At 56.7% G+C, this 15,889-nt stretch carries 12 protein-coding genes; 5 read left to right on the plus strand and 7 right to left on the minus strand.

All coding sequences use genetic code 11. From position 1 onward, the window contains the following. Window position 1: 1 nt before the first annotated feature. The 5 genes from ACJ77P_RS14355 to ACJ77P_RS14375 are packed head-to-tail and all read left to right on the plus strand — an operon-like array spanning window position 2 to window position 7,026. Window positions 2–610, plus strand: coding sequence for a membrane integrity-associated transporter subunit PqiC (locus ACJ77P_RS14355; protein ID WP_367360943.1), 609 nt, complete (start codon window positions 2–4; stop codon window positions 608–610). Next, on the plus strand, window positions 607–2,043 hold the full coding sequence (locus ACJ77P_RS14360; protein ID WP_367360942.1) for an efflux transporter outer membrane subunit: 1,437 nt from the start codon (window positions 607–609) through the stop codon (window positions 2,041–2,043). The genes ACJ77P_RS14355 and ACJ77P_RS14360 overlap by 4 nt, the downstream gene beginning before the upstream one ends. Then, entirely contained in the window at window positions 2,040–3,110 is a 1,071-nt protein-coding gene (locus ACJ77P_RS14365) for an HlyD family secretion protein (protein WP_367360941.1), read from the plus strand. Before ACJ77P_RS14360 ends, ACJ77P_RS14365 begins: the two co-directional genes overlap by 4 nt. Then, window positions 3,107–5,902, plus strand: a complete 2,796-nt coding sequence (gene rbbA / locus ACJ77P_RS14370) for a ribosome-associated ATPase/putative transporter RbbA (RefSeq protein ID WP_367360940.1) — start codon at window positions 3,107–3,109, stop codon at window positions 5,900–5,902. The genes ACJ77P_RS14365 and rbbA overlap by 4 nt, the downstream gene beginning before the upstream one ends. Window positions 5,903–5,904: 2 nt before the next feature. Then, entirely contained in the window at window positions 5,905–7,026 is a 1,122-nt protein-coding gene (locus tag ACJ77P_RS14375; protein ID WP_367360939.1) for an ABC transporter permease, read from the plus strand. Between the two features lie 183 nt (window positions 7,027–7,209). On the opposite strand, the gene ACJ77P_RS14380 is transcribed toward ACJ77P_RS14375, so the two are convergent. From ACJ77P_RS14380 to ACJ77P_RS14410, 7 genes are all read right to left on the minus strand, one after another. Continuing rightward, the gene (locus ACJ77P_RS14380) at window positions 7,210–7,455 is read right to left on the minus strand and encodes a hypothetical protein (protein WP_367360938.1); all 246 of its coding nucleotides are present in this window, start codon (window positions 7,453–7,455) and stop codon (window positions 7,210–7,212) included. Window positions 7,456–7,684: 229 nt separating this feature from the next. Beyond that, window positions 7,685–8,167, minus strand: a complete 483-nt coding sequence (locus ACJ77P_RS14385; protein ID WP_408998626.1) for a cupin domain-containing protein — start codon at window positions 8,165–8,167, stop codon at window positions 7,685–7,687. 123 nt (window positions 8,168–8,290) lie between these two features. Continuing rightward, complete coding sequence (locus tag ACJ77P_RS14390; protein ID WP_408998627.1) at window positions 8,291–11,392, minus strand: HsdR family type I site-specific deoxyribonuclease; 3,102 nt, start codon at window positions 11,390–11,392, stop codon at window positions 8,291–8,293. Next, window positions 11,385–12,524 carry an anticodon nuclease gene (locus ACJ77P_RS14395; protein WP_408998628.1) on the minus strand — a complete coding sequence of 380 codons (1,140 nt, stop codon included), beginning with the start codon at window positions 12,522–12,524 and terminating at the stop codon, window positions 11,385–11,387. Before ACJ77P_RS14395 ends, ACJ77P_RS14390 begins: the two co-directional genes overlap by 8 nt. 1 nt (window position 12,525) lies before the next feature. Next, a complete protein-coding gene (locus ACJ77P_RS14400) occupies window positions 12,526–13,809 on the minus strand; it encodes a restriction endonuclease subunit S (protein WP_408998629.1) in 1,284 nt (427 codons plus the stop codon). Beyond that, the gene (gene rhuM, locus ACJ77P_RS14405) at window positions 13,806–14,336 is read right to left on the minus strand and encodes a RhuM family protein (protein ID WP_408998630.1); all 531 of its coding nucleotides are present in this window, start codon (window positions 14,334–14,336) and stop codon (window positions 13,806–13,808) included. The genes ACJ77P_RS14400 and rhuM overlap by 4 nt, the downstream gene beginning before the upstream one ends. Continuing rightward, entirely contained in the window at window positions 14,333–15,883 is a 1,551-nt protein-coding gene (locus tag ACJ77P_RS14410; protein WP_408998631.1) for a type I restriction-modification system subunit M, read from the minus strand. Before ACJ77P_RS14410 ends, rhuM begins: the two co-directional genes overlap by 4 nt. Window positions 15,884–15,889 lie beyond the last annotated feature (6 nt).

Raw genomic sequence — 15,889 nt, forward strand, 5'->3', positions numbered from 1 at the left:
CATGAACAGAGCCTTTTTCTTCCCCGGAACTTTTTTTCTCGCCGCGGCCCTTCTTCTTGCCGGCTGTGCAGGTTCACCCCAGGTCCGGTTTTATGCGCTCACCCCCCTCGAACAGCCGGGGCCGGGTTTCCCTCCTTCCCAGGCGGAGCCTCCTTTCTCGGTCACCATCGCCCCCATTGAAATCCCGGACTACCTGGACCGCCCCCAGATTGTGACACGGGAGGGCGAAAACGCGTTGACCCTTGCCGAATTCGACCGCTGGGCAGGCTCCCTGAGGGACAACATGAGCACGGTGCTGATGGAAAATCTATCCGTGCTCCTCGGATCGAAGCGGGTCTTTGTCCATCGCCGGATCCGCACCGAACAAACCGATTACCTTCTGGCCCTTCGGGTCCTCCGGCTCGACTGTTCGCCCGGCAACCAGGTTCTCCTCAAGGCCCAGTGGACCATTTTTTCCGGTCAGAACCGGGAAGGCATGACGGAAATGGCCACCCTGACGGAACCCCTTGCGGACAGCCGCTATGAAACGCTGGCGGCAGCCGTCAGCCGGGTCCTCGCCCGGCTGAGCGTCGAAATTGCCGGGAATTTGAGGCAAGGCTTCCCCCAATGAACCTTCAAAGGATTCTGCCTGGCATCGTGATGCTCCTGGTGGCTGGCTGTTCGCTAGCCCCCTCCTATGAGCGGCCAACCCTGCCCACGGCGGCGGCCTATCCCAACACGGCGGCGGAAAATCAGGCCGCTGACGCTGCCCATCGACTCAACTGGCGTGAATTCTTCACGGACAAACGGCTCCATGGATTGATCGCCCTGGCGCTGGAGAACAATCGCGATCTGCGGATCGCCATGTACCGCGTTCAGGAGGCGCGGAGCCTCTACGGCATAGAGCGCGCCGACCAGTTTCCCAATATTGGTGCCGGAGCGGTCAGTGACCGGTCCCGGGTGCCGGCCGACCTCTCGCCCACCGGACATTCCATGATTTCCGAACGGTATTCGGCCACCCTGAACCTCAGCGCCTGGGAGCTCGATTTCTGGGGCCGGGTGCGCAACCTCTCCGCCGCCGCCCTTGAATCCTACCTGGCGACGGAAGAGGCTCGACGCGCCGTTGTCATCAGCCTCGTCGCTGAGGTTGCCAATTCCTATCTCCTGGCGCGGGAATTGGACGAACTGATCGATATTGCCCAGTCCACCCTGGCCACCCGGGCGGAATCCTACCGGATCATGAAGCGACGCTACGAGGTGGGGGCCGGTTCGAAACTGGACGCGGTCCAGGCGGAAACCCTCCTCAATTCAGCCCGGGCGAACCTGGCCCTCCTGCAGCGCACGCGGGACCTGAATCGAAATGCCCTGACCCTTCTGACCGGAGCCGCCCCGCCGGTGGAAACGTCGCCCCTGTCCCGGATCGAAGCCGGATTTGTCCGGAAAATTTCCGTTGGGGTGCCCTCCGACCTGCTGCTCAACCGTCCCGACGTCCTGGCGGCGGAACACCGCCTCAAGGCGGCCTTCGTCAATATCGGGGCCGCGCGGGCGGCCTTCTTTCCGCGCATCGTGCTGATCGGAAGCGCCGGGACCGCCAGCGCCGACTTGAGCGATCTCTTTGCCGCGGGCAGCGGCGTCTGGAATTTCATGCCCAGCATCACCCTGCCGATTTTCGAGGGCGGACGAAATCTGGCCAACCTGGACCTGTCGGAGGCACGCCGTCATCTGGCGGTCGCCGACTATGAACGGACAATCATGGGGGCCTTCCGAGAGGTGGCGGATGCCCTGGCCGAAAGGCGCTGGCTCGCCGAACAGGTGGCCGCTCAGCAGGCCACCCTGGTGGCCCAGACGGAACGCGCCCGCCTCGCCGGACTGCGCTACCAGAGCGGCGCTGCGCCTTATTTCGAAGTGCTCGATGCGGAGCGCGACCGGTTTGCCGCCGAGCAGGCGCTGGTTCAATCAAGGCGGGCGCTGCTGTCCAGCAGTGTCAACCTCTATGCCGCCCTGGGCGGTGGAGGAGAAGATCGGCCCGAGCACAATTCATCGAGTCAGGAGAGGGGTTCATGACAGTTCAGCAGAAAAAATGGTTGATCCGCATTGCCGTGGCATTGGCCGTCGTCGTTCTGGCTCTTCTTGCCTGGCAGCGTTACGCCGATCGGCCGGATGAGGGTCTGGCCGGCGGAAACGGCCGGATCGAGGCGACGGAAATCGATGTGGCCGCCAAAATCGCCGGCCGGATCAAGGAAATCCTGGTGCGGGAGGGCGATTTTGTCACGGCGGGGCAGGTGGTCGCCATGATGGACACGGATGTGCTCGAGGCGCAGCTTCGTGAGGCCAAGGCCAGGCTGCAGCAGGCACAGAGCGATAGTGCGATCGCCCGCAGCCAGCTGGTGCAGAGGGAAAGCGAGAAAGCGGCTGCGCTTGCCGTTGTGGGGCAGCGTGAAGCCGAGCTCGCGGTAGCCAGAAAGCGCCTGGCCCGCTCCACGACACTGGCCGCAGAGGGGGCGACATCGCAGCAGGAGGAAGATGACGATCGAGCCCGGGTGCAGAGCGGCTCTGCTGCCGTCGCCGCAGCCCGCGCCCAGGTTGCCGCCTCCGAGGCCGCCATTGTTACGGCGCGGGAGCAGGTTGCCGGAAAGGAATCGGCCATCGAAGCGGCGCAGGCAACGGTTGAGCGGATCCAGGCGGATATCAGGGACAGCGCCCTCAAATCCCCCCGGAGCGGCCGGATTCAGTACCGGGTCGCCCAGCCCGGCGAGGTGGTCGGCGCAGGCGGGCGGGTGTTGAGCCTGGTGGATCTGAGCGATGTCTACATGACCTTTTTCCTGCCCACGGCTGTCGTGGGGAAGGTGGCCCTGGGAACCGAGGTGCGCCTGGTGCTGGATGCCGCTCCCCAGTATGCCATCCCCGCTAAAGTTTCCTTTATTGCCGACGTCGCCCAGTTCACCCCCAAGACCGTGGAAACGGCCAGCGAACGGGAAAAGCTGATGTTTCGCGTCCGGGCGCAGATTCCCGTGGAGCTGCTGCAGAAATACATCACCCAGGTCAAGACGGGGCTGCCCGGCGTGGCCTATGTGCGGCTGGACCCCACTGCGGAGTGGCCGAACCGCCTCCGGGAAAAGCTCGTCCAATGAAGGCCGTCGACGCGGCTGCTGATGCCTTTCTTTCCCCACCACCATTCCCGCCCGTGGCGAGGCTGCAGGATGTCAGCCTGAACTACGGCAGGACGAAGGCCCTTGAACGGATTACCCTCGACCTGCCTTCCGGCTCCATGGTCGGCTTCATCGGTCCCGACGGCGTGGGCAAGTCCAGCCTGCTGTCCCTGGTGGCCGGGGCGCGGAAGATCCAGTCCGGCCGGATCTCCGTACTGGAGGGCGACATGGCCGATGCCGGCCACCGCCGCGCGGCCTGCCCCCGGATCGCCTATATGCCGCAGGGGCTTGGCAGAAACCTCTATCCCACGCTTTCCGTTTTCGAGAATGCCGACTTCTTCGGACGGCTCTTCGGTCATGCCCGTGAAGAACGCGAGCATCGCATCGGAAACCTGCTCTCGGCGACAGGGCTCGCCCCATTCGCCGATCGTCCCGCCGGCAAGCTCTCCGGAGGCATGAAACAGAAGCTGGGCCTCTGCTGCGCCCTGATTCACGACCCCGACCTGCTGATACTGGACGAGCCCACGACCGGTGTCGATCCGCTGTCCCGGAGGCAGTTCTGGGAGCTCATCACCCGCATCCGCGTCGGCCGGCCCGGCATGAGCGTTCTGGTGGCCACCGCCTATATGGAGGAGGCGGCCCGTTTCGACTGGCTCGTCGCCATGAACGCCGGCCGTCTGCTCGCCGCGGAAGCCCCCCGGGAGCTCCTCGACGCCACCGGTACAGCCACCCTGGAAGAGGCCTTCATCGCTCTGCTCCCACCGTCCCAGCGCGAAGGTTACCGGCCGGTCGTCATTCCCCCCCGCGAGCCGGATGCCGACTCCGGAAAAACCGCCATCGAGGCCCACGGTCTCACCATGCGCTTCGGCGATTTCACCGCTGTTGATTCCGTCAGTTTCCGCATCGGGCAGGGGGAAATTTTCGGCTTCCTGGGATCCAACGGGTGCGGCAAGACCACCACCATGAAGATGCTCACGGGCCTTCTGCCCGCCAGCGAGGGGGAGGCCCGGCTCTTCGGCCGGCCGGTGGATCCAAAGGATATCGAGACACGGCGGCGCGTCGGCTATATGACCCAGTCGTTTTCTCTCTACGGCGAGCTGACGGTGCGGCAGAACCTGGTGCTTCATGCGCGCCTTTTCCGGATGCCGGAGGAAGGAATCCCGGCACGGGTGGAGGAGATGGCCCGGCGCTTCGGCCTCAGCGAGGAGATGGAGAGCCTCCCCGCCTCCCTGCCGCTGGGCCACCGGCAGCGTCTCTCCCTGGCGGTGGCGATGATCCACGGCCCGGAGATGCTGATCCTCGACGAACCGACCTCGGGGGTGGACCCGGTGGCGCGGGATGCCTTCTGGCAGATCATGATCGATCTGGCCCGCCGGGACAAGGTCACCATTTTCATCTCCACCCACTTCATGAACGAAGCGGAACGGTGCGACCGGATCTCGCTGATGCACGCGGGCCGGGTGCTCGTCAGTGACGCTCCGGCAGCGCTGATCGAAAAGCGGGGGGTAAACACCCTGGAAGAGGCCTTCATCGGCTACCTGGAGGAAGCGGAGGAGAGCATGGCGGACGGGGATGCAACGGCCCCGGACGGGCCGTCGGAAATCCCTGCAGGACAATCCGCACCAGCCGGAGCGGCGAAGAGCGACTTCTTCAGCCTGCGGCGCCTCTTCAGCTACAACCGGCGCGAGGCCCTGGAGCTTCTCCGCGACCCGATCCGCCTGACCCTCGCCATGCTGGGGAGCGTCATCCTGATGATCGTCATGGGGTACGGGATCAACATGGATGTGGAGGATCTCTCCTTTGCGGTGCTCGACAGGGACCAGACGACCCTCAGCCGCGATTATGCCCTGAACCTGTCCGGCTCGCGCTACTTTCGTGAACAGCCGCCCATAAAGGACCATGCCGATTTGGACCGGCGCATGCGCGCCGGCGAGATCAGCCTGGCCATCGAGATTCCTCCCGACTTCAGCCGCTCCCTGCACCGGGGCTCACCGGTGGCCATCGGCGCCTGGATCGACGGCGCCATGCCCACCCGCGCCGAAACGGTGCGCGGCTACGTGCAGGGGATGCACGCCCACTGGATGGCGAATCTGGCCCGGCACGCCCTCGGGCCGGTGGCAACAGCGGGGGCGGCCAGCATCGAGATCCGGTTCCGCTACAATCCGGACGTGAAGAGCCTGCCGGCCATGGTGCCGGCCGTGATCCCCCTGCTCCTGATGATGATTCCGGCCATGCTGACCGCCCTGGCCGTGGTGCGGGAAAAGGAGCTGGGATCCATCGTCAACTTTTACGTCACCCCAACCACCCGCCTCGAGTTTCTCCTCGGTAAGCAGATCCCCTATGTCTGCCTGGCGTTCCTGAACTTTCTCCTGCTGACCGCCCTGGCTGTTGCCGTGTTCCGCCTGCCCATCAAGGGGAGTTTTACCGCCCTTGCCGCGGGCGCGGCGTTATACTCAATCGCCGCCACCGCCCTAGGCCTGGTGATCTCGGCCTTCATGCGCAGCCAGATCGCCGCGCTGTTCGGCACGACGCTTCTGACCATCCTGCCGGCGGTCCAGTTCTCCGGGATGAACGATCCCGTCTCGTCCCTGGAGGGAGCGGGCGCCGTGATCGGCCGGATCTATCCCACAACCCATTTTTTGACCATTGCCCGGGGAACCTTCTCCAAGGGGCTCGGCTTCAGCGACCTCTCCGCCTCGTTTCTTCCCCTGCTGCTGGCCGTTCCCATCCTCATCGCCCTGGGAACCCTTCTGCTCAGAAAACAGGAATCCTGACCATGCGTGCCGCCAACATCTTTCACCTGGGAAACAAAGAGCTGCGCAGCCTGCTGCGCGATCCGGTGATGCTCTTCCTGATCCTCTACGCCTTTACCTATGCCGTCTATATCGCCTCAGCCGCCATGCCCGAGACCCTTCACAAGGCGCCCATCGCCATCGTGGACGAGGACCGCTCGCCCCTCTCCACCCGCATCATCGACGCCTTTTATCCCCCGTACTTTCTCTCTCCCGCACTGATTTCACGGTCGGAGATGGATGCCCGGATGGATGCCGGCCTCGATACCTTTGCCGTCAACATCCCCCCCGGTTTCCAGCGCGACGTCCTTGCCGGCCGCTCGCCAACGATCCAGCTCAACGTGGACGCCACCCGGATGAGCCAGGCCTTCGTCGGCAGCGGCTATATCCAGACCATTATCGGCACGGAGATCTCCAGCTTCCTCCAGGGGTACCGCGCCAACCCGCCGCCTCCGGTGGAGCTGGCCCTGCGGGCCCGCTTCAATCCCCAACTGAACAAATCGTGGTTCGGGGCGGTCATGAAGGTCATTGACAACGTCACCATGCTGTCCATCATTCTCACCGGCGCCGCGCTGATCCGCGAGCGTGAGCACGGCACCGTCGAGCATCTGCTGGTGATGCCGGTCACTCCCTTCGAAATCATGGCCGGCAAGGTGTGGGCCATGGCGCTGGTGGTCCTGGCCGCCACGGCCGGTTCACTCGTCTTTGTCGTCCAGGGGTTGCTCGCCGTTCCCATCCAGGGCTCCATCCTCCTGTTCCTGGCCGGATCGGCCCTCCACCTCTTCGCCACCACCTCTCTGGGGATCTTCCTGGGCACGCTCGCCCGGTCGATGCCCCAGTTCGGCCTCCTGGTGATGCTGATCCTGATCCCGCTGCAGATCCTCTCTGGCAGCGTGACCCCCCGGGAAAGCATGCCGGACGCGGTCCAGTTCGCCATGATGGCGGCACCGAACACCCATTTCGTCATCCTCGCCCAGGCCATCCTCTATCGCGGCGCCGGCCTGGCCGTCGTCTGGCCGCAGTTCGTCACCCTCGTCCTGATCGGAGCAAGCCTCTTCGGCCTGTCCCTGGCGCGTTTCCGCAAGACCCTGGCGGCGATGGCCTGAACCGGTTTCTTCACCCCGGCGCTCCTCACGGTCAACCGGCCGTGGGGCTGCTTTCATCCGCCCTGGCCGGGATTCCGGAACCGGCGCACCCGCCGAGGGGGGTCATAGCGGTTAACGTATTGGATATGAAGCCTGAAAATCGATTCAGATGGCGGAGTCCGGCCAACCGCCGGAAAAGGAAATCTAGGCAGCAGACCGTAGGCACCAGCCGGTATAGGGACCCACGACAAAGTCCGCGGGGCGCCCGTACTCCTCTTCCAACTCCGCCTTGAATTGGGGATGCTTGTTCAACGCTTCCATATCAAAGAATTCCGCCTCCTCGATCTGAGTCTGCTCCACGTACTGATCCGAGTCTGCGAGCCAGACGTGCACGGTCCGGATTCCATGCTCCTTGCTGCAATGAGAACACTTAATTGATGTCGTTTGCATGAATGCTTCTCCTTTTTTTTATGATTCAGGGAAATAGAGAGACACTTCCCGTATTAAATTTCTTTCTGCTTTATGGGGCGACCAGCCTTGCCTGGCAATATCTCTCGGTAAAGTTTATTTTCCAATTCCGAGTGGAGCCGCTCTGTTGCGGGATCCACTGGAACGACTTGTTGGGCAACGTTTTTTATCACTTGTAGGTTTTTGGTAATGACTGTCCCCTCCACCCCGGTCAATGCCCATGGGCGGCTTCCGATTCCTTGAAAGTTTTGTGCAATGTTCCAGCGGGGTGCTCGGGTGGAGCGTAAATAACGTAAACCTTGAGCGGCTTATCCCCTTCGTTGATAATATTGTGCCAGAAACCGCCTGGGATAAAGATGGCCCAGTCATCTGAAACTTTTTTATCGAAAGTCATTTTATCCTTCGACGCGCCCATCGCAACACGGGCATTCCCTTTTTCAACACGGATGAACTGATCGCCCTCGTCATGTTTCTCCAAGCCTATCTCCTCACCTGGCTTAAGCGACATAACAGTCATCTGAAGGTTCCGACCCGTCCACTTCGCGGTACGGAAATTTTCATTCTTTACTGTCAGATCTTCGATGTCGACCACCCACGGCTGCTTGCCGTAATCCTTCCCGACGGCATCTTCCGCCATCGATAAGCCCACGGAAATCATAACAAAAAAAACGACCATAGCGACTTTTTTCAACATGCCTTTACTCCTTTTAAAATTGAATTGCCGTTGCCCAACACCCAAGCTCACCGGCGGCAATGGAGCGCAGCGGAATTGCCGTCCGAGTGCAGCGCCTTGTTATGCATACATTAAACATTTAGATTAGAGCTGCCCACCCACGCCCTTAAACTTCTCAACAAAAGCCGTAATCTTTTGGAATACACTCTGTTTTTTTGTCAAGTATTGCGGATTAAGCGGACTCATTTTGGGAAGTATTGCATTTAGCTCCGTGCCGTTTTCACTGGCATACTCACGTTTTAACGATGTAGTGATGTAACGTTTAGCGGCTTCTGCGTTAAGTTTTTCTGTACTAATTAATTCTTCGGCTTCTCGTTGTTGTTTCTCTCGGGCAAAAGTAAAAAAGGCCTCTATAACACTGGCCTTATCGCCAATCTGGTCAAGGTCGGTCTGATTGATAAAATCCACCAACAGGCTTTCTTTGGCGCGATTGCCAAGGCTGGCACGAATCACCCGGCGCACTTCGTCAACTAAATCGGCTTTGCTTTTGGTTTTCTTGTTGTGCTCAAAAATCAGCTCCAGAATGTAGTCCAGGTTGATCTCTTGAGATTTCAGCAGGTCCACCTCAAACACCACATCATCCCAATCGATGGTTGATTTTTCATTTTCATTGGCCGCTTTTTCATGGCGCAACCAGTCACGGATATCGTTGTAAGTGGAGCGGTAATCCTGAATTTTGCGCTCAGCAGGAATCCTAATGGTTTGCAGCGCCGCCAGGTCTTCATCATTCAAATAATGTTCGGCTTTAAACGCCTCAACCGCCTCTGGGTCGTTCATATCAATGTTTTGCAGGGCCTTTAAGCTGGAAAATTCATCGTAGTTTTGCAGCACGTTTTCAACCCGCAAATACTCGCCAAACAGCTTCGCGAAGGCTTTTTTGTCGGACTCCTTTTCAATGGCGGAGGGATCGGGAAAGCGCTGCTCCAGCTCGCTCACCACATCCATAAAGCCGCGCCTTGCTTCGCCGGTGACCACATCGGTAAAACCTTCCATGTATTCCTTGTAGCTCTTTTCCAGTACCACGTTTTTGGTGTTTTTATCGCCAAACAGGGTAATGGCATCCACGGTCGCCTTTTCCAGATCGCGGAAGGTGACGATATTGCCGAAGGTCTTAGTGGCATCATAAATGCGGTTAGTGCGCGAATAGGACTGCATCAAACCGTGGTAACGCAAGTTTTTATCCACAAACAAGGTATTGAGCGTCGGGGCGTCAAAACCGGTGAGAAACATACCGACCACGATCAATAAGTCGATTTCCTTGGATTTAACCCGCTTGGACAAATCGCGGTAATAGTTCTGGAAGCCGTTGCTGTCCACACTGAAATTGGTTTTAAAGAACGCGTTGTAGTCGGCAATGGCCGCGCTCAGGAACTCTTTGGCACTGCTGTCCATCGCTGAGATTTCAAAGCTTTCATCCAGAATGTCGCCCACGGCATCCTGCTCTTCGTTGGCGGCAAACGAGAAGATGGTGACCACTTTCAGGGGCTTGTCGCTGTTCTTCTGCAATGCCTTGAACGACTCGTAATACAGCTTGGCGGCATCCACGCTGCTCACGGCAAACATGGCATTAAAGCCCTTGGCGCCTGCTTGCAGGCGGTGGGTTTTCTGCCGGAAGTTATTCAGGATGTACTGGGTAATTTCGCGGATACGGTCGGGGTGCAACAAGGCTTGTTTATTTTCCGCGGCGCTGAGGTTTTTCTCGTCCTGCTCGGTTTCAATGGCCTTGAACTGCGGGCGCACATCGTTGTAGTCCACCTTGAACTTGAGCACCTTTTCATCGCGAATGGCATCAGTAATGACATAGGAGTGCAATTCGCGACCAAACACGCTGGCGGTGGTTTCCGCACCGAGGGCGTTTTGCGGGAAGATCGGCGTGCCGGTAAAGCCGAACTGATAAAACTTTTTAAACTTTTTTTGCAGGTTTTTCTGCGCTTCACCAAACTGGCTGCGGTGGCACTCATCAAAAATGAAGACCACCTGCTTGTTGTAGATGGGCAGGTCGCCTTCACCTTTCATCAGGTTGTTGAGCTTCTGGATGGTGGTGACGATGATCTTGTTGTCGTCTTTATCCAGGTTGCGCTTGAGGCCGGCGGTGCTGTCCGAGCCATTCACGCTGTCCGGCGAAAATCGCTGGTATTCTTTCATGGTCTGGTAATCCAGATCCTTGCGATCCACCACGAAGAACACCTTGTCGATGAAATCCAGCTCGGTGGCCAGGCGAGCCGCCTTGAAACTAGTCAGGGTCTTGCCCGAGCCGGTGGTGTGCCAGATGTAGCCACCGCTTTCCGGTTTGCTCCAGTTCTTGGCCTGCCAGGCGCTCTTGATCTTCCACAAAATGCGCTCGGTAGCAGCAATCTGGTAAGGGCGCATCACCAGCAGCGTGTTGCTGACATCAAACACCGAATAATGCAGCAATACATTGAGCAGGGTGTGCTTCTGGAAGAAGGTAGCGGTAAAGTCTTTCAGGTCTTTGATCAGACTGTTATCCGCCTTCGCCCAGTTCATGGTGAAATCGAAGCTGTTCTTGTTGCGCTGGGTGGTATTGGCGAAATAACGGCTGTCGGTGCCGTTGGAAATCACAAATAGCTGCAAATACTTGAACAAGGAGTGTTCGCTGTTGAAACTCTCTTTGCTGTATCGGTGCACCTGGTTAAAGGCTTCGCGAATCGCCACGCCGCGCTTTTTAAGCTCCACCTGCACGAGGGGCAGGCCATTGACCAGAATCGTCACATCGTAGCGGTTGGCATGGGCGCCGGCTTGCTCAAACTGCTTGATGACCTGCACCTTATTGCGGGCAATATTCTTTTTATCCAGCAGGTAGATGTTCTGGATATGCCCGTCGTCAAAAACAAAGTCGTGAATGTAGTCATCGTGAACCTTGCGGGTTTTCTCAATGATGCCATCGCTGGGTTTATCCAGCCAGGTTTCGACAAAGCGCAACCATTCACCATCTAAGAACTGCACGTTATTGAGCGCTTGCAGCTGCACGCGCACATTGGCCAGCAAGGCTTCGGGATTATTCAGGCCGGGCAGGAACTCATAGCCTTGATTTTGCAAATCCTGAATGAATTCCCGCTCCAAATCGTATTCGCTTTGATAGCTTTCAGCGACCTTCCATTCCTGGGTGTATTTATCGAGAACGATGAAGCTGTTCGATTCAGCGATGGGTTTGATGTACTCAGCCATTCTGTTGCTCCTGTTGCCAATAGCCATAGTTGCTTTTCAAGTGATCGAGCAATAATTTGACCGTCGCCTTCTCCGCTTGCGTTGGTTCTGCAACGGTTTCGTTGGATAACGTGCTGTGGCTTGTAAAATTGACAATTCTGCTCAGATAGAGCTGTTTGTCATCGGGCAAGAGCTCCGACCACTTTGGATAACCCAGAAAGCTGGCCGTTTTCTCATAGAGGTTGCGCAGCAACGTGAAGTGATATCGCTGCACCTGATCGGTGGCAATCGCCTGCTCAAGGGTTTTCTTGAGATGCAGGTGATAGGAAAAACTCTTGTTGGAGTCTCCATATTTGACATTCAGATCGAAGGTGCCATCCTCGAAGCGCTCCAACAGATAGCAACCTTCCTTTTTGCCATTTTTACCAAGGCCAAGCTCATTGTAGAGCACGTTGTAAAAAAGCGGGCTGTGGGTCGTGATGACAAATTTCAGGTCGGATTGACTTGATTTAATCAAGGCCGCCAAATTGACCGCCAATTCAATCAAATGATTTTCATCCAATGAACTCACCGGGTCATCAATGAAAACGTATTCCAGATTGTTAAAAACATCAGTGGACCGATTGGCCGCCTCTGCGATGTTTAACTCGGAAATCATCTGCTCAATCAGCGAATGAAACACGCTCCAAATAAAGTTGCTTTCTTCGCCTTTGGAGATTTTGATATTTGGCTCTTGCTGATTATTGCCGCGCTCGAATGAAAAGCTGACTTCGGAAAAATCCGAACTAAAATGCGGCGTCAATTTTTCATTGGCGTAGTGCTGAAAAGTGGTAATGATATTTTGGTCTTGGCCTTGCTCTTCAAGCACCCATTTGGTGAATGAGTTGGTTTGGATTTTTAACTTTGGCTCGGCATCTTTATCTAAATCGTTATCCCAATAGAACAAATCTTCCGTGAACGCGCTGTAATAGAGAATTTTCTTTTGCGCCAACTCTGACTGCGGCACATCTTCAGCGTCAGTTTTTGGCGCAATTAAATCTTTGAACTCCCGAGAAAGGCGCGTCTTACCCGCACCGTTAAAGGCATAGATCAGCTGCACCTTTTTGTTGGCCTCTTTCAACTGCTGGGCGATTTCGGTCAGCGTCTTGTTCATGTCAGGCCGCTACCTCTTCCGGCTTGGGGAAGCTCAACAGCAGGTCGCGGTAATACTCGTACTGTTTCTGACGCAACTCGATTTCGCGGGGCAAGCCTTCGCTGATGGAGTTGGTCAAAGCGTCAAATTTGTCCAGGATGGCGACGATGTTGTCTTGCTCTGCAAGAGATTTCTCTGGTTTGTCGGCATGCGGAATGGGGATATTGAATCCCTTTATGATCCCTGAGTTAAGGTCACCTCTGGCGCCTTGCCCCAGTGCTTTAAGGTTTTCGTAGTTAAAACTTACCCAATGAAAAACATATCGGTATAACGCTTTTTCGGGATCAACTTCTAAGCAGCAGCAGTGCTGATTAGTCGTTAAGGGTATTTTGTTAATAGCAGACCGTCCTGCCGTCGCCCCCGAAATTGCAACAATAACGCAGTTTTCAGGAATCCATTTGGCTGCCGAATTTTCTAACGCAGAGGGCGTTATCTTAACTTCTGTTTTTTCAATGTCAGAAAACTTAACCTCTTGCGTTCTTAACCAAGGAATTGTGCCGCCATCGTAATATTCTGAATTGCCCGCTGTGGGTGTGCCCCCGGAGTACGTCTTTATAGTTATCTCCCCCAACGTCTTCCACTTCACTTCGCCTTCTTCAAAACTCAACAACTGGTCGCGGTAGTAGTTGTATTGTTTTTTGCGGGCGGTCAGCTCGGCGGTCAGCTCGGCGGTCAGCTCGGCGGTCAGCTCGGTAAATGTGTCCAGAATGCGGACGATTTCGGCTTGGATTTCCAGCGATCTTTTGGGGTTTTCTGGGCAGGGGATGGGGATTAGGATTTTTGCAAGGCTGTCGCCGGATATGCGACGGACCTTAGTTCCTGTGATGTGTGGTTTCTTCTGTGACTGGAAAAGCTCGGTCTGAAAGAAGTACGACATGTACTTGGGATTAATCGTGTGGCGATAGATGTAGGCATCCGTGCTGACAGCTACCTCTTCATTGCCCAGCCATGCCACGGCTTTGGCTACGGCATCGTCGTCTTCGCTTGTGGTGGCAATTACAAGATCGCCAGCATGCGCTTTTCTAAGCCGCGCAGCGAAATCGCGGTTAATAAATGATTTGGTTTCAGTTGCCCATGTTCCGTAGTGCGTATGAATCTGGCCGTAGTGAATGCAGCCGACGCCCGACTCGGTAAAATCCGATTTCTGGATGCCTGAGCCCCGAACGAAAACTCCAACATTGCCCAATGCCTTCCATTGGAACTCACGGCCATCCATCAGCTTGTCCATAAAATTCACGCTGCTCATTTTTTACGGCTCTCTTCTTTGGCCTGTTTTTCCAGTTTCGCAATGGTTTTCAGGTAGTCTTGTTCCACATTGGCCAGCGTTTTGGCTTTGTATTTTTTGTATTCCAGCCTGGCTTTGTTTGCCGCCTGTGTATGGGAGATGCTGCCTGCATTATCAAGCAGCTCGCGCCCGGTGGAACTGAGGATGTTGTCCAGCTCGCGCACATAATCGACCATGCGCATTTCGCGCTCTTCGATGGCATTCAATTCAGCGAGGTCAAAATAGGCTGAGACGAGGTTGTTGAGTATAAGCCTGCGCGAAACCCCTCGGCCGCCCTCGTTTTGAACTGTCAACTTTTGGTTGACAGTTGCCGATTCGCTCAATTCCTGGTCGTCGAAGATCGCTTTGATGTGTTTGCTGATGTTTTGCTTGCTGGTTTGAAAAAGTTCCGCCAGTTCAAGTTGTGTAAGCCAGACCGTTCCATCTTCAAAGCGCAGGTCAATTTTCGTCGCACCATCATCCGTGGTGTATAAAATCACCTCGCTCATGCCTCGTCTCCTTCAATTTCATTCACAATGGCATCAATCTCCGCCCGCAGCTGGTCGATTTTGGCCACGGTAGTTTTCAGCTCCGCATTAAGCTTTGCAATATCCACCACTTCGCGGTTGTCCTTGGCCTCGACGTAGCTGCTGACCGAGAGGTTGTAATCGTTGGCGGCGATGGTTTCAAACGGCACCGTTTGGGCAAAGTGCGCCACATGCGCCTTGCTGTCGAACACCTCCATGATCTGTTCGATGTGTGCGTCCAGCAGCACGTTGTTATTGGTTTCTTTCTTGAACAGGGCGCTGGCATCAATGAACTGGGTAGTGGTGTCGGTTTTGTGCTTGGAGAGCACCAGAATGTTCACGGCGATGGTGGTGCCGAAAAAAAGGTTGGGCGCGAGGGAAATGACGGTTTCGACGTAGTTGTTATCCACCAGATACTGGCGGATTTTTTGTTCGGCCCCGCCCCGGTAAAAAATGCCGGGGAAGCAGACAATGGCGGCGCGGCCTTTGCTGGAGAGGTAGCTGAGGGCATGCAGCACGAAGGCAAAGTCGGCTTTGGATTTGGGCGCTAACACACCGGCCGGGGCAAAACGGTCATCGTTGATCAGGGTGGGGTCGTCGGTGCCTATCCACTTCACCGAATAGGGCGGGTTGGAGACGATGGCATCAAAGGGTTTGTCATCGCCGAAATGCGGGGCGATCAGGGTATTGCCCAACTGGATGTTGAACTTGTCGTAGTTGATGTTGTGCAGGAACATGTTCATCCGCGCCAGGTTGTAGGTGGTGTGGTTGATCTCCTGACCGAAAAAGCCGTCTTCAATGATGTGGGCGTCAAAGTGCTTTTTGGCTTGCAGCAGCAAGGAGCCGGAGCCGCAGGCCGGGTCGTAAATCTTGTTGACGCTGGTTTGCTTGTGCATGGCAAGCTGCGCAATCAGCCGGGAGACATGCTGCGGGGTGAAAAACTCACCGCCGGACTTGCCGGCGTTGGCGGCGTAGTTGGAGATGAGGAACTCGTAGGCATCGCCGAACAGGTCGATGTGGCTACTATCAAAATCACCAAAGTCCAGTTCGGCCACGCCTTTGAGCACGGCGGCCAGGCGGGCGTTTTTGTCTTTCACCGTATTGCCGAGGCGGTTGCTGGTGGTGTCGAAGTCGGCAAACAGGCCTTTGATGTCGTGTTCGGAGGGGTAGCCGTTGGCGGAGCTTTCGATGGCGGCAAAGATGGCGGCCAAGTCAGTATTCAGGCTCTCGTTGGTGTTGGCGCTGGCGGCAACAACGGCGAAAAGCTGGCTCGGGTAGATGAAATAGCCCTTGGTTTTGATGGCGTCGTCTTTGATTTCCGGGGTGACGACGCTATCAGGCAGCGCTGCATAGTGGATGCTGTCGTCACCGCCTTCGATGTAGCTGGCAAAGTTCTCACTGATAAAGCGATAGAACAGGGTGCCGAGTACGTATTGCTTGAAATCCCAGCCATCGACTGCGCCACGAACATCGTTGGCGATTTGCCAGATCTGGCGTTGCAGGGCTGCGCGCTGTTGGGTAGTTGTCATTCTATT

This window comes from Syntrophus buswellii (assembly GCF_046097065.1).
GTDB lineage: Bacteria > Desulfobacterota > Syntrophia > Syntrophales > Syntrophaceae > Syntrophus > Syntrophus buswellii.

What these genes read in the sequence shown, in the direction of transcription:
- rbbA (WP_367360940.1), top strand. Translation starts at nt 3,107, where the DNA reads ATGAAGGCCGTCGACGCGGCTGCTGATGCCTTTCTTTCCCCACCACCA.
- ACJ77P_RS14390 (WP_408998627.1), bottom strand. Translation starts at nt 11,392, where the DNA reads ATGGCTGAGTACATCAAACCCATCGCTGAATCGAACAGCTTCATCGTT.
- ACJ77P_RS14365 (WP_367360941.1), top strand. Translation starts at nt 2,040, where the DNA reads ATGACAGTTCAGCAGAAAAAATGGTTGATCCGCATTGCCGTGGCATTG.
- ACJ77P_RS14395 (WP_408998628.1), bottom strand. Translation starts at nt 12,524, where the DNA reads ATGAACAAGACGCTGACCGAAATCGCCCAGCAGTTGAAAGAGGCCAAC.
- ACJ77P_RS14400 (WP_408998629.1), bottom strand. Translation starts at nt 13,809, where the DNA reads ATGAGCAGCGTGAATTTTATGGACAAGCTGATGGATGGCCGTGAGTTC.
- ACJ77P_RS14410 (WP_408998631.1), bottom strand. Translation starts at nt 15,883, where the DNA reads ATGACAACTACCCAACAGCGCGCAGCCCTGCAACGCCAGATCTGGCAA.
- ACJ77P_RS14380 (WP_367360938.1), bottom strand. Translation starts at nt 7,455, where the DNA reads ATGCAAACGACATCAATTAAGTGTTCTCATTGCAGCAAGGAGCATGGA.
- ACJ77P_RS14360 (WP_367360942.1), top strand. Translation starts at nt 607, where the DNA reads ATGAACCTTCAAAGGATTCTGCCTGGCATCGTGATGCTCCTGGTGGCT.
- ACJ77P_RS14385 (WP_408998626.1), bottom strand. Translation starts at nt 8,167, where the DNA reads ATGTTGAAAAAAGTCGCTATGGTCGTTTTTTTTGTTATGATTTCCGTG.
- ACJ77P_RS14375 (WP_367360939.1), top strand. Translation starts at nt 5,905, where the DNA reads ATGCGTGCCGCCAACATCTTTCACCTGGGAAACAAAGAGCTGCGCAGC.
- rhuM (WP_408998630.1), bottom strand. Translation starts at nt 14,336, where the DNA reads ATGAGCGAGGTGATTTTATACACCACGGATGATGGTGCGACGAAAATT.
- ACJ77P_RS14355 (WP_367360943.1), top strand. Translation starts at nt 2, where the DNA reads ATGAACAGAGCCTTTTTCTTCCCCGGAACTTTTTTTCTCGCCGCGGCC.